The organism is uncultured Roseibium sp., from assembly GCF_947494555.1.
Taxonomy (GTDB): Bacteria; Pseudomonadota; Alphaproteobacteria; order Rhizobiales; family Stappiaceae; genus Roseibium.
The window spans coordinates 498749-519626 of the sequence record NZ_CANLVF010000003.1; the positions used below are offsets into that span (position 1 = coordinate 498749).

The following is a 20878-nucleotide window of genomic DNA, read 5'->3' on the forward strand; positions in this document are numbered from 1 at the left end:
CGCTACAGAAAGGAAATTTCGATGTCTATTCGCTTAACATTTTTCCGCCAGTTATTCCTCGCCGGCACCTGTGCTTCCTGCTTCGGGACTGCATCACTCGCATCGGACGACGCGATGATTTCAGCGCCGGTCGAACATATGGCAACGGAAGACAAGCCGGCAAAACATATCGACGGATCGGAGGCCAGGCTCTCCAGAACCGATCACGGCGCAGCCATGACCCTGAAGACATCAGAACTTGTCCCGGGCAACGTCACAACGGCCTGGTGGGTGATCATGACACGTCCGGAAAACTGTTCGGCGACCCCTTGCACCGCAGAAGACGTCATCGGGCGCGCTGCCGAAGTCGGCACGCAGATTGTCTATGCGGACGGCACCGTCAACGGTCCTGATGGCACTGCCAACTTTGCCGCCTATCTCTCGGCCGGTGATGTCCCAGGCGGCTGGTTCGATCAGACATTCGATGCGCCTGGGACCACAGAGATCCATCTGGTTCTTAACGACCACGGGCCTCTCATTCCCGACATCGCGGCCTCGATGCTCACCAGCTATCGCGGTGGCTGCTCAGACGACAGCCTGCCACCACCATTCCCCGACACGGCAAAAGCCGACGGAACTGCAGGGCCAAACGCGTGCCGCCTTATCCAGGACGCCATATTTCCGGCGCGGGTGTCCAAGGGAAACTAGCCGATGTTTTCAAGAAAAGGAGTATTTCAGATGTTTAAGTACCTGTTTGCCGCCGCCGTCATTCTCGCGGTTCAATCAAGTACCGCCCACGCGATCACGGTCACGTCGGGCGATACTATCCGAGGCAGCTACACGTTTCCGACATTCGGAGCAACGGAACTGGAGCCAACCTCGTATTTGCTCAGGCTTGCCTCAGCCGACCTGTTCGGAGGTGGCGACGCAGTGGGCATCCGTATCCTCGATGAAAGTTTCAATCCGTTGCTTTTCACAACCTTCAATGCGAACGGTTCGGCGCTTGATCCGACGATCGGGATCCAGGTAAGTCTTTCGGATTTTCTTCCCGGCGTGCTTGGACCTGGCGACCCGGCGAGGGTGCCCCGCAGCGGCTTCGTTGATATTACAGGTCTTGCAGGATCATTTGACGTTTCTTCCCTGTCGCTTTTCGGCACGGAACACATCGGCAATGTCGGTGTCTTGCGTCAGGTTCGAGTGGTCGAGTTCGACGCTGTCACGACACCAACAACACCAGTCCCCTTGCCGGCTGCAGGTTTCCTCCTTGCAGGTTCCGTCGCAGGCCTCCTCGGCTTCAGATTCGCCAGGACCGGGAAGAACACAAGATCTGCTGCAATGACAGCGGCCTGAGTCTCGGCGCGGCGGCGAAGTTTGTTTCGCCGCCGCACCGCCATCATCTCGCTGAAAATGCTCTCACGCATTCGAGTTCTTCAAAAATCTTGCTTTCATGCGGATCACAAAATCGCGCTATGCGGTTCAACATGCTGACCGCGGACTTCCTGACCGCTAAGGTGATTGGCGCCGCAGCCGAAAACCGCGCCCGCTGCTTTGCGAAATCAACGCCCTGAGCGGGCACTTGAAGCCGGCGACGACGATCCGAGGCAGCACTGCGCTGCCCTCTTTTGATTTTGGAGAGGTTTCCATGTCCGACCGCATTAATCCCGACAGCTTGTACAATAGCGTTCAGTGGGGGTTTTCCCACGCAGCCGTTTCGGAACCGGGCAGGCTATTGCATCTTGCAGGACAGGTTGCCTGGGACAATGACTGCAAACTGGTCGGAGGCGACGACCTCAATGCCCAGGCGCGCCAGTGCCTTGCGAACCTCAAGGCGGTGTTGGCCGATCAGGGCCTTGGTCCTGAACATCTTGTCCGTATCCGGACCTATGTCGTGAACCACTCACCGGACAAGCTGGAGCCGGTCGGCATGGCACTAGGGGAATTCTGGGGCGATGTGACGCCCGCGCCGAACACGTGGCTTGGCGTGCAGTCCCTGGCTTTGCCGGAGTTTCTCGTCGAGATCGAAGGAACGGCTGTCCTTCCGTAAGTCCTTTAGACCGGATGTCGTTCAGGTCTCGCGCCTGAACGACACTCACTGCATAAACCGATCCTGAAACCAGGTACGCGTCGCATCGTTCGCGGGCAGTAGCGTCTCTACGCGCACATCGTCCAGCGTCGCGTCCGCGCTCATGCCGATCGTGGCAATCAGGGAAAACAAATCGAGCTCCGCGTCTTCGATCCGGAACCGGATGGTGAGAACGGGCGCGCTCGCATCTGAACTTGGATGGCTCAGCAGATCGCCGACCCCATCCAGTGATTTCAGCTTATCCAACAGGTGCCGCGCCTCCTGGTCATGCGGCCTTCGCGCGACCTCAAGCTCCAGGAGACGCAGGAGCGCGCGCGCCGTGTCGTTCCAGTTGAGAATGCAGTCACGCACCGGCCCGGGTGACAGGATCTCGCGCAGGATGTTGGTCTCCCCTCTTGCCCCGGCGAGGGCGAAAAACCGTTGTGCTGCGTCATTCGCCTTCAAGAGGTTCCAGATCCGGTCAATCGAAACCGCCGGATAGGGCTCATGCCCCTTCAGGACATGGTCGATCGAAGCCTCGACAGCCTTTTGGACAGCACCGTCCCAGCCCTTGCGGGAAGACAGCGCAGCGAAACCCGCCGAGAGCAGCATGGCATCCACTTCAGCCGCCGGCATCTCCAGCGCTTCGGCGAGCTGAACGATCGCAAACCGGCTCGGATTGGAGCGGCCGGTTTCCAGGAAACTGATATGGCGTTGCGACAGGCCTGACTGCAACGAGAGTTCCAACTGAGAGAGCCTTCGCCGCTGGCGCCAGTTTTTCAGGAAACCCGGAAACGCGGGATCTTCTATGTTCGGATTGTAGGTCATGTCCTTTTCCTGACTGATATCTGCGCCGAGGTCCATTACCTCCGAGGTAATTGAATGCATCGGCCGTCAGGTGCAGGGATGTCCGCGATCGTCAACCGACTTGCGAGACAACATCATGGACACTTCACGAAACGCCCGCCTTTTCCTGGGATTGAACGCCGCTTTTTCGCTCCTGATCGGCATTGATCTGGTTTTCGCTCCTGCCTTCGCAGCCGAGTTGATCTTCCTTGAGCCGGCCGGGTGGCAGTCACTCGTCTTGCGCATTCTTGGTGCCGGTCTGATCGTATTCGCGCTGGATCTGATACTGATGGCGACAGACCGCTTTGTCACGAAGGGTCAAGTGCTGTTTATCAGCGCGCTTGATCTCGGCTGGGTTCTGGGCAGCGGTGCTCTGCTGATATTCGCCAACCAGCTTTTTTCAGGTTTCGGTGTTGCAGCAATTGTCGCTGTCGCCGTTTTCGTTGCGGTGTTTGCACTCGGTCAATATTTTGGAGCTCAAAGGATCGTGGCGCCACTCAGCCAGGCATCCGTCCGCTCGGCGGGAGAGAAACTCCTCGCAAGCGTGAGCCGCACAGTCGCGGCCCCAAAAGATGTCGTCTGGAAAGTCATGACGGACCATCCACGATATGCGGACGTAGCCGACAATATTTCCAAGGTTGAGATCGTTGCAGGAAACGGTGAAGGCATGCAGCGCAGGTGTTACGGTCTGAAGGGCGAAAACTGGCTCGAAACATGCGATCTGTTCGACGAAGGACACGCCTTCGGTTTTCGCATTCACACGGAAGCCGACGACTATCCCTACCCGATTTCGAAACTCCACGGTGAGTGGTCGGTCGTGCCGATGGAAGAAGGGTCCAAATTCACGATCGATATTGAAGCAACGCCAAAAGGCAACTTCCTGACAAGAACGCTGTTCAAGGCAGCAGCAAAACGTCAATTCAAAAAGGTGCTTGCGGACCTGGCAGATGCCTGGGCGGCGCGGATGGAGCGCGAGGCAAGAGCCTGACACGCCGCACAAAGCTTACCGCCAGCAGGTGCAGTGACAGCACCGCTGGCACGATAAATACGCACGGACGTGGTGCTCAGGTAATTCAAGAATGATGTGCCACCTGCGCCCAACAGCCGACTCGACGTACAATAGCTGTGCATACCGAGTTTCTTATCATGATCGTAGGAACAGCCGTCCCACCATGAGTTTCCCTAGGCGACAGATGATTGAGCAGTTTGCTGTCGTCTAAACTCTTGCGCCGACTAGAACAAACACACCGATCAAAACTCGGTCAATTACGACTCGAGTTGGCGATTGGCAATCATTGATCAAGCGTATGCTCACCAGGGTCCAAGACTTCTTCTTTTTCGCGAAACTTTTCAAACCACAGTTTTGCGTGCTCCTGAGATACTCCCAAATTTCCGGAAATCTTTTTTATCATCGAATAATCGGTCCGGTTCGGAGACAACTGACGGATCAATGCGATATGTCGAAAGCGGGCCAATTCGAAATCGTCGAAAAAGCTGGGAAACTCGAACGTTTCCATTCCAAAATGAAAACGCAAAGCCTTCCTAATAAAAGCTTCTTCGTGCCCGATACTTTCTAGCCGACGACAATATTCTCTCGAGTTTTCACCCGCAACAGGAGGCAAATTCTTGTAGTCTAACAAAGCAGTATGCCTCCAACTCAAGTTACGTTTCAGTCTTTGGCCAAAACAAAGATTTAGCGTCTTTTTCCGTAACCTAAAAAGTCCCGTCATATGCGCGGCGCGAAATCCGGCAGGCAAGCACCGTGAAGCCATTTCGGTCCAGGGCGGCTTGTGCTTCCTGTTTCAGGTCACCGGCATTGTCGATCCATACGCCGTGGCCGCCATAGGCGCGCGCAACGGCGGGAAAGTCGGTCTCGCCGAAGTCGACGCCGACATTCGGGCGTTGGCTGCCACGCTGCTTCAGTTCGATCAGCGCAAGGCTTGTATCGACAAGGACGCAGATGATGACAGGGATCTTCAGGTCTCGAAGCGTCGACAATTCGCCCAGACACATTTCGAGCCCCGCATCGCCAACGAATGCAATGACGGGGGCCTCGCCGTCCACCAGCCGGTGACCCATGGCAAGTGGCACCGCACATCCCATGGTGCAGAGGGCGGAAGACTGCAGCATCTGCCGGGGCAGCGGGCAGCGCCAGATCTGGCTGACCAGGATACGGTGCGCGCCACTGTCCGCCGTCGCAACCGTGTTGGCCGGCATCACCTTGCGCAAGGTATGGAAGACCGTTCCCGGACCCCAGCCTTCGCCTTCCGGTGCAAACGCTTCGTCGAGATCCCTGCGGACAGTTTCCGGTTCCTTGTCCTCCCAGCTCGCCCGATTGACGTCCCTCGCATCACCCAGGATATCCAGAACCGGGGCAACTGCGCTGCGCAAAGTCGCAGACACGCCGTGCATGCCGTGGGTTCGCAGAACCGGCGTTACATCGATAACCGGCGCGTCTGCGTCCCAGGGATTGCGCCAGTTGATGCGCATCTCGATCGGGTCGTACCCCAGAAGAAGAATGCAGTCGCTCTTGTTTATCAGCGGCAGCAGGTGACCGTCTGCCTTCGGGGAGAGGCCAGCCCCTCCCAGAGCAAGCGGGTGGTTTTCATCGAGAAGCCCCTTGCCCTTGTAGCTTGTGACCAGCGGGATCCCGAACTTTTTACAAAAGGCACTGATCGCTTCAGACGCACCTTCGTTGACAGCATCGACCCCGGCGATCGCAATCGGCCGCTCCGCCTTGGCAAAGAGCGCAAGAGCTGTCTCAAGATCCGATCCCTTGGCTGGTGCAGTCGCAACCGGGAATGAGCGGAATGTCTTCGACCAGGCCTCGTCCGTTTCTCCTTCCGCAACCTTGATCGGGACATCGATGTGAACCGGACCCGGTTGACCGTCAAGGGCAATCGCAAGCGCCTTTTCCATCACGACGTCAAGCGCCCCGAGCCGGGCCGAGAAGCTTGCCTTCACGATCGGGCGAAGCAGTTGCTGGTGATCGAAAACCTGGTGCGTGTAACTTTCGGCCTCGCCCTGATCGACGCATCCCGTCAGGAAAATCAGTGGAACCCGATCCTGCCAGGCGTTCGCAACCACATTGATGGCATTGGCTGCGCCCGGCCCGATCGTTGCCAGAAGCACGCCCGGTGCACCATCCGCATGCCAGCCTCCCTCGGCCATGAAACCACCGGCGTTTTCATGCTTGACGAGCACGAAGTTCATACCGGCCTGATTGAGAGATTGCATGAGGGCCAGAACCTCGCCTCCGGGAATGCCGAAGGCGTGGCGGCAGCCGGCAGCAAAAAGCTTGCCGGCAATGATGTCTGCGCCGGTTGTCATTTGGCGGAGTGTTCCTTGTTCTTCTGTGCTTTGCCGAGGTCGAGAATGCCCCGGTCGGAGAGGTCTTTCAGCGTCGCGTCGCTCAAACCGAGATGCCGCTGTAGCACGTTCGCCGTGTCAGCTCCCAGCATGGGAGGCGCCTTGGCGTATTTGACCGGCGTCTTATCCAGATTGATGGGAGACCCGATCAGATCCACCGATCCGCTAAGCGGATGCGGCAGCGTGATGCGCATATTCCGCTCCAGGATCTGAGGATCGGAAAACACCTGACCGAGGTCGTTGACCGGTCCGCACGGCACTCCGGCTTCCTCCAGGACGGCGATCCAGTCGCTGGCGGACCGTTCGATCGTCAGCCGCCGGATGATCGGGATCAGCTGTTTGCGATTTCGGACCCGGTCGGCATTCCTGGCATAGAGCGGATCATCCGCCAGTTCAGGCGTTCCCGCGATTTCGCAAAATCTGCGAAACTGGGCGTCGTTTCCAACAGCAATGATGAAGGACTGGTCGCTCGCCGGAAAGGTTTCGTAGGGCACAATTGTCGGATGCCCGTTGCCAAGCCGTCCGGGCACGTCGCCCGACACGAGATGAGCAACGCCCTGATTGATCAGCCAGGCAACCTGGGCATCCAGAAGCGATATGTCGATATACTGGCCCTCGCCGGTCTCATGCCGGTGATTGAGCGCTGCCAGGATCGACACGGTCGCGTACATTCCGCACATGACATCCGCGATGCCGACGCCGCATTTGGTTTCGGTACCCCCCTCATCGTCCGGAAAACCGGTCAACGACATGATGCCGCCCATGCCCTGGATCAGGAAATCATAGCCGGCACGGTGCGCGTAAGGCCCGGTCTGGCCAAAGCCGGACACGGAGCAATAGATCAGGCGCGGATTGGCGGATTTCAGGCTCTCGTAGTCGAGCCCTCTCCGCCGCAAGTCGCCAACCTTGAAATTTTCCAGGAGAATGTCGGCTTTAGCAGCCAGATCCGAAATCAGTTTCTGACCTTCAGCGCTCGCAAGATCGATGGCGACGGAGGACTTGTTCCTGTTCGACGAGAGGTAGTACGCACTTTCGGCCGTTTCATTGCCGTCGCCGTCCTTCAGGAAGGGCGGACCCCAGCCACGGGTATCGTCACCACGACCCGGCCGTTCAATCTTTATGACTTCCGCACCGAGATCGCCGAGGATCTGCGAACAGGTCGGTCCCGCCAGAATACGGGAGAGATCGAGGACGACGAGACCGGACAATGCGCCGGGTGGTGTGGTGGGCTCAGACACGTCAAACCTACTGACTGACAGTTTGTCGGGAAATGGGCATATAGCGACCTTCCCGTCAACTGCAGCCGGAACGCCCGCGCAACACCTTGCCTCACATTCCCGTTAAGGCTGTGTGACGGTTCAGCTTTTCCGATCCCAACCCTTTATTTCGCCAAGCTCGTTCCAGGCACGCTTGATCCACTTGGCTTCAACGCTGTGGCCTCCGGTGTGCAGACAAAGCTCGAAGAGACCGCCTTCCGGCGCCCAGCGTTCGCATTCCAGGTTGCCGTCTGTCAGTTTTTCAGCAGGTGCCTCGCCCAACCCGTTCTGGCGGCGCCAGACATCAAAGCTTTCAAAAACGTCACCTTGCTTCCATTGGCCTCCACCCAGCCAGCGTCCGGCGAGCGGGACGACAGTGTCGCTCGTTCCGTGAACGTGGAAGAGATACGGATTATCAGCGGGACAAGTGTCGGGGAGCGGTTCCCAGAAGGCGCCGGCGATGGGCGCATATCCCGAAAAGTGCCCGGAGTTCTCGCATGCGATATACCAGGTCATGAACCCGCCCGACGAGAAGCCGGAAAGCATCGTCCGGTCCCTGTCGATGTCGAACCGGTTTTCAAGATCGGACAAAACACTATCGAAAAAGAGCGGCTCGTCGCGAAGGTTGCGGGGGGCTGTGGGAAAGGACCATGTGCCGTTGACGCCCTGAACGGCGACAAATGCCACGCCCAGATCATCCGCCATGCGTTGGAAGCCCTGGTTCCGGATGGCATTGACGGCCTTGCCGCGATGACCGTGAAGATAAAATATCGCGCCGAGCGGGGCGTCACCGTCCCGGTTTTCGGGCATGTGAATGTAATATTCGCCATTATCAAGCGTGCACGGCGTTTCGCCGCCGCATGCGGGCAGTTCACTTGCCTGGGTTGGAACAGCCAGTAGCGACGAGGCCAGAAAGGCGACGCATGCGGCAGAGGGTAGCTTTTCAGAAATCAAGATCGGCTCCTGTGGCATTCCTTCGCGCCTCTCCGGTCTGAGAGACTGTCTGAAAAGAATGGTTTTTGGAGCCCGTTTGTCCAGCTTGACGTTATCACAAGTCAGCGAGAGGGGGCTTGCATAGGGATAACCTAGTCCCAGGCGCCTTCAGTCGGGATGTTCAGCATCCGGCCGCAATGCTTGCAATGGATCGCATCCGTGTCGTGCCGGTTCAAGCCACAGTCGGGGCAGGCGATCTGAGCCTTTGACGGCCGGAAGATCGTCTGCACCAGCCTCAAGAACAGTGCGACACCGAAAATCATGATCAGGACCGTCATCAGCCGGCCGATGCTGTCGGTCATCGTGATATCGCCGAAGCCTGTGGTCGTCAGCGTCGTTACGGTGAAATAGAGCGCGTCGAGATAGTTGTTGATGTTCGGGTTCCGGTCATCTTCGATCACGAAAACGATCGCCGTGACCACGAAAATGAAGACGACCAGATTGACGGCGGACTGAAGGATGTCCTCGTTTCGTCGGAACCAGCTCGACGCCTCGCGGAGCTCTTTCAAAAGATGATAGGACCGCAAGAGACGAAGCATTCTGACGACGCGCAGGAATGCGAAATTCTCGAAAAAGACCGGTACAAGCAGCGAAACGATCACGACGATATCGGCAAGCGATGTGAAGCTCAGAAGATAACGCGTCGGCGTTGCCGATGCGATAAGCCGTGCCAGGTAATCCACCGCCAGTATCACGGCGATTGCATAGTCAAGCGTATGAAAGTGCCGTTCGGGATCCATCACCGATGAAACGATGAAGTAACCGATGGTAACCAGATCGAATGCCAACAAAGCAAATCTGAAGACGCGAGCCCGCGTGGAATGGCCGTAGTAAAGCTGACGGAGGAAAGTTTGAAAGACCGGTTTTTCTTCCGCCATCATATATTCCTCGTCATGCGTTCGCTCTGCTGGACAGGACAGCAGACTGAACCCGAAATCATCAAAATACCGTTTTCAAGCATTCGTGTAAGTCTTGCACGAAGTTGCTGCAAACAAGTTGTTTATTCTCCTGCTTTCTCGCACTAAGTTTGCGCCAAGTTCAACAAAGGCCACTCCGGCCTCAATAATTCAGGGACAGTATATGTTTGATTTGTCTGGACAAGTGGCTTTGATTACCGGCGCCAGTCGCGGTATTGGCGAAGCTGCGGCCAGGAGCCTGGCGAAATATGGCGCCAAGGTCGTACTTGCTGCGCGGTCTGGTACCGACGTCGAGCGCATTGCGGCGGATATCAACGGAAACGGTGGCCAGGCAATCGCGGTCACCTGCGATGTCGCCAAATACGAGGACGTTGAAAAGACCATTCAGGCATGTCTGGATAAATTCGGCACGATCGACATCCTGGTCAACAATGCCGGCATCATCGAGCCCATATCCAGGATCGAAGTCTCAGATCCGGAGGCCTGGAGTTCTGTTATCGATGTCAATGTGAAAGGCGTCTATTTCGGGCTTCGCGCTGCCGTGCCGCATATGCTGCAAAAAGGCTCCGGCACGATTATCAATATCAGTTCGGGAGCGGCCACCGGTGCGCTGGAAGGATGGAGCCACTACTGCTCTTCCAAGGCGGCAGCCCTGTCACTCACCCGATGCGGCGAAAAGGAATTCGGTGACAAGGGGATTCGCGTCATCGGGCTAAGCCCCGGAACCGTTGCGACCCAAATGCAGGTGGACATCAAGGCATCGGGAATCAACCCGGTCAGTCAGCTTGACCCGTCCGTTCATATACCGGCCGAGTGGGTTGGTGAAGCCATCTGCTGGCTCAGCACGGACGCCGGCGACACTTATCGCGGCATCGACTGCTCCTTGCGCGATGAGGACGTTCGCAAGGCTGTCGGCCTGGTCTGAGGCAAAGACTGCATTTGTCTTGCAGCCGGAATCAAAAGAGGGCCGCAAGTGCGGCCCTCCCATGAGATCGACGTGGACCCCAAGTCCGGATCAGATCCCAGTGAAACCGTTCGACACCAGAGGCTGCTCCAGCACCGTTCCATTCCACCCAGACTTCCGGGCCACGTTCCGATACTCATTAGACATGGGCACACCTCCTTTCAGTTGTTGACGACACAAACAGTGTTGCTCCGTAATTGTGGCATCACAAGGCTATTTTTTGTTCATCCTCAGGAAGAAAACCAGAATGTGTGCTGCGTGTTACCGTGATGCAACAGCATTGTCGGCGATGATTTGGAAGACGCCATCGAGTTCTGCGGCGAGTTCTTCAAGCGCCTTCCCGCCTTCATCCATGTATGGTGCAAAAACGAAGCTCGGCGTCTTCCATGAGAGCGTTGCGGTGCCGTTACTGTTTTCCGTCACGTAGAATATGATCGGAGCTTCGATACCCGCCGCAACGGACGCCTCAAGCATTCTGATCGCATAGTCGTTGCGGTAAACGCCCATCACCCGATTGCCCGGTATCGTGAGGCCACGGCCCTTGGCCCCGGCGGACGCGCTCGCCTGCGTGACCAGAAGCATCTTTTCCGCCTTGATGGACGCCTTTAGATCGTCAACGAGCGCCTGATAGGCCTTCGTTGTGGGGACGACCTGCCAGCCCTCCCTGGGTGCGATACTGTCGGAAAATGCCGGCCCGGCAGTGAGTGAAATCAGAAAAAAGAAACTCAGCAAGTGGCGCATGCGCTTGTTCCTCGTGATCAAGCAGTGGAAGAAAATCAACTTATCGCGCGCGCACTCACGCAAGTCTCACAATAAGGTGTTTTCACGGATCTTAGTTTCGAGGCTGCTATCCCATTCCCAGACGCAGCCTGAGACGGGTGCCGAAGAGGCTGCCGGCAAATCCGAAGAGCAGCCACAGCCAGCCATGGAGAGACCCAGAGACAAGCCCGCCGAGATAGGCTCCGATGTTGCAGCCATAGGCAAGCCGCGCCCCATAACCCATCAAAAGGCCACCGGCGATTGCCGTCAGCAGGTCGCGGCGGCTGAGTCGCCAGAGGGGAGCGAACCTGCCTGCAAGCGCGGCAGCGATCATTGCGCCCAGAATCACGCCGAAATCCATCACCGAGGTGGTGTCGCGCAGGACCGAATTTTCCAGCGCGCCGCGCTGCCAGGTCCAGTATGGCCAGGTGTCGACCGGTATGCCCACCGCGTGAAAAATCTTGCCTCCCCAGAGCGCGAACGCAGACGTGATTCCCCAAGGGCGGCCCACCACGATGAACGTGGCAATGCCGACCAAAGCCAGCATCACGGCACCCAACATGGGAGACCAGGGCCCCGTCACAAACGATCCGGTGCTGCCCGGTGCCGCCAGCTCGCCATGCGCGTTTCGTTCGATCCGGATCGTTGCAAGGGCAAACGCGCCCAGGACCAGGGCCGTCAGCAGGAAGGCACCATGGGGACCAAATTCGCGGATAAGGGACACTGCGGGCAGTTTTGGTAACTGTCCCCAAAGATGAAGATGCGCCGTCGCGAGGACAGATCCGAGCACGAACGCTGCCAGCGTGATCATCATGCGGGTCGAGCCGCCACCCGCCGTGAACAGGGTACCCGAACCGCAGCCACCGCCAAGCTGCATGCCGACACCGAACATGAATGCGCCAAGCGCGGCTGCAACACCGAAGGGAAATACAAACCCGCCCGTCGGCCACCCGAACTGTGCACCCCAGGCAATCAATGGGAAGGATATTGCGCTGGTCAGGAGGATCAGAACAAACTGGGCGCGCAGACCCGCACCGCGCCTTTCCGTCACGATGCGACGCCAGGCAGCAGTAAACCCGAAGCTGGCGTGGTAGAGCGAGAGCCCCGCAACACCTCCAATCAGAACTGCGACAGCCTGACGCAGGCCGGCCTCGGCATAGGCGCCGGTCGCGATCAACGCAAGCATGCCGGCCGCGACGACAACGACTGTAGTCTGCGACTTCGGTATGGTAACGGCCATCAGATTCTGTACCCTTTTCCGTACGTTATCCCGCAAACCGGATGTGTTCATACTGCCAAAATATTGGGCTTTACCCTTGCATCAGACGCAATATCTTCACAATCCAAGTCTCTGTGACTGCTCTACACATTGCCAACACCTTTTTGTGTTTTGCAGTTCATAAGAAGGCTGCGGATTTTTAGCGGTGAGTATTCATTCGGCTGCCGGCTGCCGTTTGCGTTGACGAAAGCGACGCTCGGCAGCTGTCAGCTTGGGAAACGAAAAGGCCAAACATGCGTCTCAGCGATCAATTCGGGTACGATCTCACACTGTCCGACAAGGACGCCGCAGCAGCATGGAATGCGACCGTTCTGGCCTTTCTTGCGCATGGCAAATCCACGCCCACACATCTGGAAACCTGTCTTGGCCTGAGCCCGGATTTCGCGCTTGGCCACGCGGCACGCGGACTGTTCTGCCTGCTTCTGGGACGCAAGGAGCTTTTTGGCACCGCCCGGGAATGTCTTTCGATTGCCAAGACTTCGGCGCAGAACACTCCGGTCACCGAGCGCGAACAGGCCTTTATCGATGCATTGGACGCCTGGATGCAGGGTTTCCCGACACGGTCCGCAGACCTCCTCGATGCAATGCTCGTTCGCGTTCCGGAAGACGCTTTCATGATGAAGGTCATTCACGCGATCCGATTTGTTCTTGGCGACGCGGTCGGCATGCGCCAGTCCATCGAGCGCGTGTTTTCCGCCTATGACGAAAAACATCCTGCCTATGGCTACCTCCTGGGCTGCCGCGCATTCTCCCTTGAAGAAACCGGAGAGTATCGCCTTGCCGAGGCATCCGGGCGCAGAGGGCTCGAGTTTGCCCGCAACGATGCCTGGGGGCTGCATGCCGTTGCGCATGTCCACGATATGACCGGCCGCTCCGAGGAGGGCGCAGGCTGGCTTGAGAACCATCCCGACGGATGGGCTCACTGCAACAATTTCGGCTATCATGTCTGGTGGCACCTTGCGCTGATGTATCTGGATCAGGGCCAGGCCGACAAAGCGCTGGCGCTTTACGATGCCGACATCCGCAAGGACAAGACAGACGACTACCGCGACATTTCCAATGCCGCCTCCCTGCTCGCCCGCCTTGAACTTGAAGGCGTTGATGTCGGTGCGCGGTGGGAAGAAATTGCGCAGCTTTCCGACAAGCGCGCCGAGGATGGCTGCAATGTGTTTGCCGATCTTCACTATCTGCTGGCACTGTTGAACGGCGGGCGGCGCATGGGCGCGGACCGGTTGCTCACCGGTTTGAAAGAGCGGGCAAGTAGCGAAACGGATATCGGCCGGGTCTCAGCCGAAGCCGGGCTTCCGACAGGCCTCGGGCTCGAACAATACCGGAAAGGCAACTATGCCTCGGCATTTTCCCTTTTGACGTCGGCGCGCGACAATCTTTACACCATCGGTGGCTCCCACGCGCAGCGTGACGTTTTCGAGCGCATCACGATCGACGCCGCCTTGCGCGCCGGGTTCTCAACGGAGGCGGAAGCGATCATCAAGAGCCGGAGCACAAAGCGCGGCGCGATGGATCGTTTCGCCGAGCAGCGACTTGACATATGCAGCAAGATGCAACGAGCCGAACAGGTCATGGAAGACGAGAACCTCAGGGCTGCCAACTCCGTTTAGGCAGCACCTGAACCTGATCGACTGAATTAATCTGGATTAGACGTGAACGTACATACGCAAACCAAACGTCCGCGCGACCCGCGACTCGACTTCTTTCGCGGGATCGGGATGTTCATCATTTTTATTGCGCACGTACCGTGGAACTGGTGGACCCTTTGGATCCCCGCACGGTTCGGTTTTTCCGACGCTACGGAAATTTTCGTTTTCTGTTCCGGGATGGCGTCCGCGCTTGCGTTCGGCAAGACCTTTGACATTTACGGATGGGGCATCGGTGCTGCCCGTGTCGCCCAGCGCATGTGGCAGGTCTACTGGGCGTTCCTAGGACAGTTTCTGGTCATTGCCGTCGGGTTGGTCATGGTCCATGAGAGCGGTTTTTTGAACAGTTGCTGTGGCCTGACGCAGGACTATGTCAATTCGCTCAACCTTTGGCATCTCTACAATAAAACTGAAATTGCCCTTCCGGGCCTCATGACCATGACCTGGGTGCCCAATTACTTCGACATCCTGCCGATGTATGTGGTGATCCTGGCGATAATGCCGGCAATCATGCTGATCTCGCGTTATTCGGTACCTGGAGCATTCGCGTTTTCCATCGGGCTCTGGCTGGCTTCGCAGTTCGGTGTTCTTGACCTGCCGGCGGAGCCCTGGTCCGATCGCAAGTGGTTCTTCAATCCCTTCGCCTGGCAAATGCTGTTCTTTACGGGCTTTGCGTTCATGCGCGGCTGGATCCCGGCGCCGCCCGTCAACCGGAAGCTGATCCTGTTTGCGATCGCGATTATTCTAGTCACGATCCCCTTCGCCTATTTCCGCATCCACAGCGCGAACCACCTGGATGTCGTCTGGGCACGGGAGGTCCGCGAAGCCATCCGGCCGCTCTGGGTCAAGACCGAATTCGGCATCCTGCGCTACATCCATTTTCTCGCACTTGCCTATGTGGCCTGGGTCGCGGCGGGCGAACATGGCAAGTATCTGCTCGGACACGGCAAGCTCTGGGGAGGGTTCGTACGCGTCGTCCAGAAGGTCGGCCAGCAATCGCTTGCCGTTTTCATGGCCAGCCTCGTAATTGCGCAAACCGTCGCGATCCTGAGGGATATGGCCTGGGCGCGCGGAGAATGGCTGGCGCAGATCTTCACCAATTTCGCCGGGTTCCTGGCTCTCATTGCGGTCGCCTATCTGGTCGCATGGTACAAAGGCCAGCCCTGGCGCAAACCACCTCCATCCGTTTCGGGATCATCGTCAGACGGAAAGCCGGGATCTGCCCCGAGGGACGGAAACGCACCAAACACCGAACGCAAGTCATCCGACACAAAGGAACCGGCGCTGACCTGACAAGCGCCGGAATCTCGTCACCCAGCTGCGTCGCTTTCCTTATGGAGCGCCACACGCCGTATGAGTCTTGTTTCGGTGTCTGTCAATGCGTCGACGTCCGACCGTGTATGCCAGTTGCACGGCTCCTGTGCCGCGTCAGTAGATTTGCGGCAGGGACGGATACGAAAATGCCCGATGCCCGGCCGGTTAAATCGGAAAGTTGCAAGGCCTCTTTTCGTAAATGCCTGGCCATTCGCGGGGCATGCCAACCCTGAGGCCTACACAGCGACATCTCACCTTCAAGCTGATCTGATCACCTTTGCGCTTTTCCATTTCGGGAACACGATCCGTTTTCTGCGTGCGTTTCGAAAAGGGTTCAAACTGTCGTCGTGAGAGAACCTAATTCATCTGATCGAATTGACAAACGGACAAGTGTCCGTTTAATTGACGTCGAATTTGTCTCGAGCATGGCAGTCAAGATGAAGAACCTTTTGTACTCTCTATTGGTAGGCATACTTTCTCCCGCATACGCAGCCGCCTGTGAACCGGGAGCGGCTTGTCAGGTCGACACCGGTTTCTACCGCTACGAAGTCCCCGAAACGATAGCCGGGCCGCTGCCCCTCATCGTGTTTCTGCATGGCTACGCAAGCTCTTCTGAGCGTGTCATCAATGTTGACCGGGTTCTGGTCGACAACGCAATCAAGAAAGGTTTTGCCTTTCTTGCTGCGGAAGGCACGGTTGCCGAACGCGACGGCGCTCTGAACGGCTGGTCTGTCTGGCCGGGATTTCCAGGCATTCGCGATGACCGGCAATATATCTGGGAAGCAATCGACGATTTTTCGGAAAAAATCGAAGTCGACAGAAGCAGGATCTATCTGGTCGGGTTTTCGCTCGGAGGGTCCGCCACATTGGACACAGCGTGCAAAGACCCGGAAGGGTTCGCCGGCTTCGCGGTTTTGAACGGGGCCATGTGGAACCCTTTGCCGGAGAGCTGCGTTTCAAATGTCAGTATTTTTCAAACGCATGCATTCGCTGATGACGTCTTGCCCCTGGAAGGGTTGCGGTACGATCAGGTTACTTCGGGCGATGTCTTTGCCGGCTTCGGACTTTTCCGACAGGCTGCCGGGAATTTGCAGCCCGACAGCTTTGACTTTACCGGCGAGTATTGGTGCCGGAGCTGGGACGACGATGCGCGACGTTTTTGCCTTTATGGTGGAAACCATGACTGGCCGCTCAGTTGGATGCCGCAAGTCACACAATGGATCGAGCACATCAGTGCAGCAAACCAAGGCAACTAGACGAATAGTCTCGAAAGCGAACAAAAACAGTCGGTTGAGTAATATCTCAACCATCGACATGAAAGAAGAAGCCCGCTGGTTCAGGTCGATGAATTGGGTGCTGCGGACGCTTCATTCAGCTCAAGAAACTGGTCGAGCAAATTCATGGCAATTCCAACAGAGATCTCAGATCTCGCTTCCAGGATGTGACACGACATAAGGTGACCTGTTTCGACACAATGGGCCATCACGTCGGCCCATTTGGACAGCTCGATCGGTTTCAACGGCGTGTCAGACATGAGGGTCGCCGTTACGAAGATCTTCCTGCGGAGTTCGTTCTTTGCAAGCTGGAGACCCTCTGAGGTCAGACATTCCGGTGAGGATAGAAGCGTGTGGTTTTCTATATTGAACCTGAAATACAGGGTGAGAAATTCCTGAAGCCGCTTTCGCAGGACGGCCCGCCCCCCGCTGATCCACTCGGGCTCATAGGTGCAGCATAATTTCGTGTAGCCATCCTGCAGATACGCAAAGAACAACTCGCCGATATCTGCGAAATGCCGATAGACGGTCCCGCGTCCCAGACCTGACGCCTTCACGATGTCTGACATCGTCGGCAGAGGGCGCCGGCCGCTTTTGATTGCTTCTTCAACGACGCTCAAGATCAGACTTCGATTTTCAACAGCATCGCTTCTCGTCATAGACACCTCAAACGCAAAACAAATCGCAAGCCAGACACTTGGAGAACTCCTTCTAGCAGAGTCACCTGAACCGAACCAAGCCCGAGCCGATAGACGCCGGCGCATGTCTAAGCCGATTAGTTTTCGGCACGGCATCCGTCCCCCGTCCAAGCGTCGATGCCTGAACACCAGATTGACCCGGCTGTTTCGAAACCATCAAGGACAACAATTATCCTACACGCGCATTGACAAACGGACAATTGTCCATTTACCTCGTATTCATTGATTGTCAGTCGCAAGCCTCAGATCGGTGAGGGTGAATAGCAGGTGCGTACCGCACTTCCTGAAGGCACTGTGCGCTTTACTCAGACTGTGAAACGAGATGGATCAAAGGTGCAGCTGAGCCAACGCGAGCGAAGCAGAACCTGCAACGACACCGGCGACGCGCACCTTCGCGGAGCCTTCCATAAACGGGACCGTTCGGTTCTTTCCTGAGCAGAGGTTCGGACCGGGCTTCAGGGTCTGAAAATCCAGTGCTTGAAGGCGTCAACGAAAGACAGGTTCGGACATGAGCAATGTTCTGACGGCAAGTGCTGCCGAAAGCCGATCCATCTTCAAGTTTGTTCCAAAAATGCCGCGTCGCATCAAGGCGTATTTCTTTATCGCGCCTGCAATTCTGGTCTTTTCGGTTCTTGTTCTTTATCCGCTCGTCCATTCGATCTTTTTGTCTTTCTTCAGCCTGACCGGAACAGAATTGTTTCGAGCGTCGAATGAAGCGCAATGGATCGGATTGGGCAATTACCTGGAGTTACTGGAAGATCCACGTTTTCACGTTTCGCTGCGAAATACGCTGTTGTGGTTCTTGCTCTTCATGCTCGCCCTTCCGGGCGGGCTTGCGATCGCCCTTCTCGTCAATCAGACGGTTCGCGGGATCTGGCTCTACAGGTCACTCTTCTTTTTCCCATTCGTAATCTCGCAGGTCGTCGTCGGTCTGATCTTTACGTGGTTTTATAACCCGCGTTTTGGCCTGGTTGCGAAATTATGGGAGGCGTCGGGCGGCTCAGCACCAGCCATTCTGGGAGACCCGGTTCTTGTGAATTTCGGATTGATCGCGGCAGGTCTGTGGCCCCAGACCGCCTTTTGCGCGCTGATCTACCTGACCGGTCTTTGCACGCTTTCGCAGGACCAAATCGAAGCGGCCCGGCTGGACAATGCCAGGGGGCTGAAACTGCTGTGGTACGTGATCCTTCCGCAATTGAGACCGGCTACCTTCATTGCGTTTCTTGTGACCGCCATCGGGGCCCTGCGGTCTTACGACCTTGTTGTGATCATGACGGACGGGGGACCCTATGGTTCGTCAAGAGTGCTCGCCTACTTCATGTACGAACAGGCCCTTTCGGAATATGGAACACGCCAGGGCTATGGGGCCGCAATCGCGGTGGTTCTCTTCCTTTTGACAATGGCTGTTCTCGGGCTCTTCATCTGGCGGACCATGCGGCTGGAGGCGGAAAACTGAGACCATGTTTCCCCGGCCAATTGAACAGACCTCCCTATCCACGCAATTGCTCTACAAGCTGCTCCTGCCGGTCTGTGTCGCCGTCTGGCTCGTTCCCTTGCTCGCCGTCCTTGTTACCTCGATCCGGTCACAAGGCGACATCACGCGCGGCAACATCATGGGCTGGCCCAGCGAGTTCCAGCTCATCGAAAACTACGTCGCGGTCTTCAACGAGTCCGAGTTTGCCTTTTATCTCCTCAATACGCTGAAGATCACAGTTCCTAGCGCTCTTCTTGCGATCTGCATCGCCAGTCTTGCCGGGTACGCGCTGGCCATCCACCGGATGAAAATTGGAGCACCGCTTTTTTTGCTCTTTCTGGCCGGAAACTTCGTTCCCTTCCAGATCCTTCTTGTGCCGATCCGCAATCTCGCGTTGGAGACCGGGCTCTATGATACAGCAACCGGGCTTGTGCTCTTCCACGTCGCCTTTCAAACCGGATTTTGCGCTCTTGTTTCCCGCAATTTCATAAAGACAATCCCCTTCGAGCTGATCGAGACAGCCAGGCTCGATGGCGTCGGTGAAATCCAGATTTTCACGCGGATCATCCTCCCTTTGATAAAGCCGGCTTTGGCGGCAATGCTGATCCTGGTGTTCACTTTCGTCTGGAACGATTTCTTTTGGGCAACCGCCCTTACGCAAAGCAATGACACCCGTCCGATCACTGCGGCAATACAGTCCTTGAACGGTCAGTTCGTCAGCCGGCATCACCTTGTATCCGCAGCATCCCTGTTGGCAGCGATGCCTCCGGTGCTTCTGTTTTTCCTCATGCAGAAACAATTCATCGCCGGCATGACACTTGGCGCAAGCAAGGGCTGACGGGTGCGCCCCCTTTTGCGCTGCCCTGCCAAATCCCGGTGGCGCATCGCACTGCGGCTGCTATGCTCTGTTCCCGCAAATCAGTTCAGACTTTTGACGACGATTACGGCCAGTTAGGCGGGGAGAAACGGGCACACCATGACGCTTGAAAGTACAACGCTGCGAAAATTCCTGCTTCAGTTGCAAAAACAGGATGCCCTTGATCAGGACCTTGTCCTGTTGATCGAAGATGTCGCAACGTCCTGCCGCATCATCTCACATCAGATCCGCAACGGACCCTTTCTCGACATCCTCGGCGCGACGGAAACGTCCAATATCCAGGGCGAAACGCAGAAGCAGCTCGATGTCATCGCAAACGATGTCTTTCTCAGCCATTGCTCGAACTGCACGCGCGTTGCCGGCCTTGTGTCGGAAGAACTGGACGATGTCGTCTGGTTGAAAGACCATCCCAAAGCGGGTGACTACCTATTCTATTTCGATCCGCTCGACGGCTCTTCGAACCTCAATGTAAACCTCTCCGTGGGCTCCATCTTTTCGGTAGTGGAGCTCGAGGAGGATATTGAGACGCTTTCGAACGATGTGGTTCTGGTTAAGGGTACGAAACAGATTTTTGCCGGCTATTCGCTCTACGGTCCGTCGACATCGCTGGTGTTTTCAACCGGGCAAGGCGTCAACGGTTTCACGCACAAGATGGGCACCGGAGAGTTTCTCCTGACCTTTCCGAACATGCAGTTGCCGGAAACAACAGATGAATTCGCCATCAATGCGTCCCGCTGGCGTCAGTGGGATCCCGTCATCAGCCACTATGTGCAGGAATGTATCGATGGCGAAGACGGTCCGAGACAGAAAACCTTCAACATGAGATGGACTGCCTCGATGGTCGCCGAAGTACACAGGATCCTGACGCGCGGCGGTATTTTCCTATACCCTGCGGACAAGGAAAACGCGTCGCGGGGTGGAAAACTCAGGCTTCTTTACGAGGCAAACCCGATGAGCTTCATCGTCGAGCAGGCCAACGGGCGCGCCTCCACAGGAAGAGAGCGCATCCTTAGCGTTCAGCCGCAATCTCATCATCAAAGGATTGGCGTCATCCTCGGGTGTTCAGAGGAAGTCGAGCGAATCGAAGCCCACTATCGGGAGATGGGATAACAAAACCGATTGTTCCAAATTCAAGTTCGGCGTGTCGCCGATAAACCTTTTG

20 protein-coding genes are annotated in these 20878 nt (G+C 56.8%); 11 read left to right on the forward strand and 9 right to left on the reverse strand.

The window, feature by feature from the left end:
• Nucleotides 1–21: 21 nt before the first annotated feature.
• The 3 genes from Q0915_RS16995 to Q0915_RS17005 all read left to right on the forward strand — a co-directional run bounded on the left by Q0915_RS16995 (nucleotide 22) and on the right by Q0915_RS17005 (nucleotide 2023).
• Nucleotides 22–687 (forward strand): hypothetical protein, encoded by a 666-nt coding sequence (locus Q0915_RS16995; RefSeq protein WP_299475963.1) that lies wholly within the window; start codon nucleotides 22–24, stop codon nucleotides 685–687.
• A 30-nt stretch (nucleotides 688–717) separates the two neighbouring features.
• On the forward strand, nucleotides 718–1329 hold the full coding sequence (locus Q0915_RS17000; RefSeq protein WP_299475965.1) for a hypothetical protein: 612 nt from the start codon (nucleotides 718–720) through the stop codon (nucleotides 1327–1329).
• A 292-nt stretch (nucleotides 1330–1621) separates the two neighbouring features.
• The gene (locus Q0915_RS17005) at nucleotides 1622–2023 is read left to right on the forward strand and encodes a RidA family protein (protein WP_299475967.1); all 402 of its coding nucleotides are present in this window, start codon (nucleotides 1622–1624) and stop codon (nucleotides 2021–2023) included.
• 45 nt (nucleotides 2024–2068) lie between these two features.
• Here the strand turns inward: Q0915_RS17005 and Q0915_RS17010 are convergent, their stop codons facing one another.
• Nucleotides 2069–2905, reverse strand: a complete 837-nt coding sequence (locus tag Q0915_RS17010; RefSeq protein ID WP_299475969.1) for a helix-turn-helix transcriptional regulator — start codon at nucleotides 2903–2905, stop codon at nucleotides 2069–2071.
• A gap of 79 nt (nucleotides 2906–2984) precedes the next feature.
• On the opposite strand from Q0915_RS17010, the gene Q0915_RS17015 reads away from it, so the two are divergent.
• Entirely contained in the window at nucleotides 2985–3875 is an 891-nt protein-coding gene (locus tag Q0915_RS17015) for an SRPBCC family protein (RefSeq protein WP_299475971.1), read from the forward strand.
• A gap of 304 nt (nucleotides 3876–4179) precedes the next feature.
• Here the strand turns inward: Q0915_RS17015 and Q0915_RS17020 are convergent, their stop codons facing one another.
• The 5 genes from Q0915_RS17020 to Q0915_RS17040 form a co-directional block, all read right to left on the reverse strand.
• Complete coding sequence (locus tag Q0915_RS17020; RefSeq protein ID WP_299475973.1) at nucleotides 4180–4527, reverse strand: hypothetical protein; 348 nt, start codon at nucleotides 4525–4527, stop codon at nucleotides 4180–4182.
• Between the two features lie 73 nt (nucleotides 4528–4600).
• A complete protein-coding gene (locus tag Q0915_RS17025; RefSeq protein ID WP_299475975.1) occupies nucleotides 4601–6217 on the reverse strand; it encodes a thiamine pyrophosphate-binding protein in 1617 nt (538 codons plus the stop codon).
• Nucleotides 6214–7494 (reverse strand): CaiB/BaiF CoA-transferase family protein, encoded by a 1281-nt coding sequence (locus Q0915_RS17030; RefSeq protein ID WP_299475976.1) that lies wholly within the window; start codon nucleotides 7492–7494, stop codon nucleotides 6214–6216. Before Q0915_RS17030 ends, Q0915_RS17025 begins: the two co-directional genes overlap by 4 nt.
• Nucleotides 7495–7614: 120 nt before the next feature.
• Complete coding sequence (locus Q0915_RS17035; RefSeq protein WP_299475978.1) at nucleotides 7615–8466, reverse strand: polyhydroxybutyrate depolymerase; 852 nt, start codon at nucleotides 8464–8466, stop codon at nucleotides 7615–7617.
• 131 nt (nucleotides 8467–8597) lie between these two features.
• On the reverse strand, nucleotides 8598–9383 hold the full coding sequence (locus Q0915_RS17040) for an ion transporter (RefSeq protein WP_299475980.1): 786 nt from the start codon (nucleotides 9381–9383) through the stop codon (nucleotides 8598–8600).
• 202 nt (nucleotides 9384–9585) lie between these two features.
• On the opposite strand from Q0915_RS17040, the gene Q0915_RS17045 reads away from it, so the two are divergent.
• Nucleotides 9586–10347 (forward strand): SDR family oxidoreductase, encoded by a 762-nt coding sequence (locus Q0915_RS17045; RefSeq protein WP_299475982.1) that lies wholly within the window; start codon nucleotides 9586–9588, stop codon nucleotides 10345–10347.
• Between the two features lie 300 nt (nucleotides 10348–10647).
• Here Q0915_RS17045 and Q0915_RS17050 read toward each other — a convergent pair whose 3' ends face one another.
• Nucleotides 10648–11127 carry a DUF302 domain-containing protein gene (locus tag Q0915_RS17050; protein WP_299475984.1) on the reverse strand — a complete coding sequence of 160 codons (480 nt, stop codon included), beginning with the start codon at nucleotides 11125–11127 and terminating at the stop codon, nucleotides 10648–10650.
• A gap of 106 nt (nucleotides 11128–11233) precedes the next feature.
• Complete coding sequence (locus tag Q0915_RS17055; RefSeq protein ID WP_299475986.1) at nucleotides 11234–12385, reverse strand: YeeE/YedE family protein; 1152 nt, start codon at nucleotides 12383–12385, stop codon at nucleotides 11234–11236.
• A gap of 272 nt (nucleotides 12386–12657) precedes the next feature.
• Between Q0915_RS17055 and Q0915_RS17060 the strand changes: the two genes are divergently transcribed.
• The 3 genes from Q0915_RS17060 (at nucleotide 12658) to Q0915_RS17070 (ending at nucleotide 16649) form a co-directional block, all read left to right on the forward strand.
• Entirely contained in the window at nucleotides 12658–14043 is a 1386-nt protein-coding gene (locus Q0915_RS17060; RefSeq protein WP_299475988.1) for a tetratricopeptide repeat protein, read from the forward strand.
• Nucleotides 14044–14085: 42 nt separating this feature from the next.
• Nucleotides 14086–15372 carry an OpgC domain-containing protein gene (locus Q0915_RS17065; RefSeq protein ID WP_299475990.1) on the forward strand — a complete coding sequence of 429 codons (1287 nt, stop codon included), beginning with the start codon at nucleotides 14086–14088 and terminating at the stop codon, nucleotides 15370–15372.
• Nucleotides 15373–15830: 458 nt separating this feature from the next.
• Complete coding sequence (locus tag Q0915_RS17070; RefSeq protein WP_299475992.1) at nucleotides 15831–16649, forward strand: hypothetical protein; 819 nt, start codon at nucleotides 15831–15833, stop codon at nucleotides 16647–16649.
• An 80-nt stretch (nucleotides 16650–16729) separates the two neighbouring features.
• Here the strand turns inward: Q0915_RS17070 and Q0915_RS17075 are convergent, their stop codons facing one another.
• Entirely contained in the window at nucleotides 16730–17326 is a 597-nt protein-coding gene (locus tag Q0915_RS17075) for a TetR/AcrR family transcriptional regulator (RefSeq protein ID WP_299475994.1), read from the reverse strand.
• A gap of 547 nt (nucleotides 17327–17873) precedes the next feature.
• Between Q0915_RS17075 and Q0915_RS17080 the strand changes: the two genes are divergently transcribed.
• The 3 genes from Q0915_RS17080 (at nucleotide 17874) to Q0915_RS17090 (ending at nucleotide 20826) form a co-directional block, all read left to right on the forward strand.
• Complete coding sequence (locus tag Q0915_RS17080) at nucleotides 17874–18821, forward strand: sugar ABC transporter permease (protein WP_299475996.1); 948 nt, start codon at nucleotides 17874–17876, stop codon at nucleotides 18819–18821.
• A gap of 4 nt (nucleotides 18822–18825) precedes the next feature.
• Nucleotides 18826–19677 (forward strand): carbohydrate ABC transporter permease, encoded by an 852-nt coding sequence (locus Q0915_RS17085; RefSeq protein WP_299475998.1) that lies wholly within the window; start codon nucleotides 18826–18828, stop codon nucleotides 19675–19677.
• A 138-nt stretch (nucleotides 19678–19815) separates the two neighbouring features.
• Nucleotides 19816–20826 carry a class 1 fructose-bisphosphatase gene (locus Q0915_RS17090; protein ID WP_299476001.1) on the forward strand — a complete coding sequence of 337 codons (1011 nt, stop codon included), beginning with the start codon at nucleotides 19816–19818 and terminating at the stop codon, nucleotides 20824–20826.
• The last annotated feature ends 52 nt before the right edge of the window (nucleotides 20827–20878 follow it).

Bases quoted from the DNA above. Each gene is read 5' to 3' on its own strand.
- Q0915_RS16995 (WP_299475963.1), top strand. From the start codon at position 22: ATGTCTATTCGCTTAACATTTTTCCGCCAGTTATTCCTCGCCGGCACC.
- Q0915_RS17000 (WP_299475965.1), top strand. From the start codon at position 718: ATGTTTAAGTACCTGTTTGCCGCCGCCGTCATTCTCGCGGTTCAATCA.
- Q0915_RS17005 (WP_299475967.1), top strand. From the start codon at position 1,622: ATGTCCGACCGCATTAATCCCGACAGCTTGTACAATAGCGTTCAGTGG.
- Q0915_RS17010 (WP_299475969.1), bottom strand. From the start codon at position 2,905: ATGGACCTCGGCGCAGATATCAGTCAGGAAAAGGACATGACCTACAAT.
- Q0915_RS17015 (WP_299475971.1), top strand. From the start codon at position 2,985: ATGGACACTTCACGAAACGCCCGCCTTTTCCTGGGATTGAACGCCGCT.
- Q0915_RS17025 (WP_299475975.1), bottom strand. From the start codon at position 6,217: ATGACAACCGGCGCAGACATCATTGCCGGCAAGCTTTTTGCTGCCGGC.
- Q0915_RS17040 (WP_299475980.1), bottom strand. From the start codon at position 9,383: ATGGCGGAAGAAAAACCGGTCTTTCAAACTTTCCTCCGTCAGCTTTAC.
- Q0915_RS17045 (WP_299475982.1), top strand. From the start codon at position 9,586: ATGTTTGATTTGTCTGGACAAGTGGCTTTGATTACCGGCGCCAGTCGC.
- Q0915_RS17050 (WP_299475984.1), bottom strand. From the start codon at position 11,127: ATGCGCCACTTGCTGAGTTTCTTTTTTCTGATTTCACTCACTGCCGGG.
- Q0915_RS17055 (WP_299475986.1), bottom strand. From the start codon at position 12,385: ATGGCCGTTACCATACCGAAGTCGCAGACTACAGTCGTTGTCGTCGCG.
- Q0915_RS17060 (WP_299475988.1), top strand. From the start codon at position 12,658: ATGCGTCTCAGCGATCAATTCGGGTACGATCTCACACTGTCCGACAAG.
- Q0915_RS17070 (WP_299475992.1), top strand. From the start codon at position 15,831: ATGAAGAACCTTTTGTACTCTCTATTGGTAGGCATACTTTCTCCCGCA.
- Q0915_RS17075 (WP_299475994.1), bottom strand. From the start codon at position 17,326: ATGACGAGAAGCGATGCTGTTGAAAATCGAAGTCTGATCTTGAGCGTC.
- Q0915_RS17080 (WP_299475996.1), top strand. From the start codon at position 17,874: ATGAGCAATGTTCTGACGGCAAGTGCTGCCGAAAGCCGATCCATCTTC.
- Q0915_RS17085 (WP_299475998.1), top strand. From the start codon at position 18,826: ATGTTTCCCCGGCCAATTGAACAGACCTCCCTATCCACGCAATTGCTC.
- Q0915_RS17090 (WP_299476001.1), top strand. From the start codon at position 19,816: ATGACGCTTGAAAGTACAACGCTGCGAAAATTCCTGCTTCAGTTGCAA.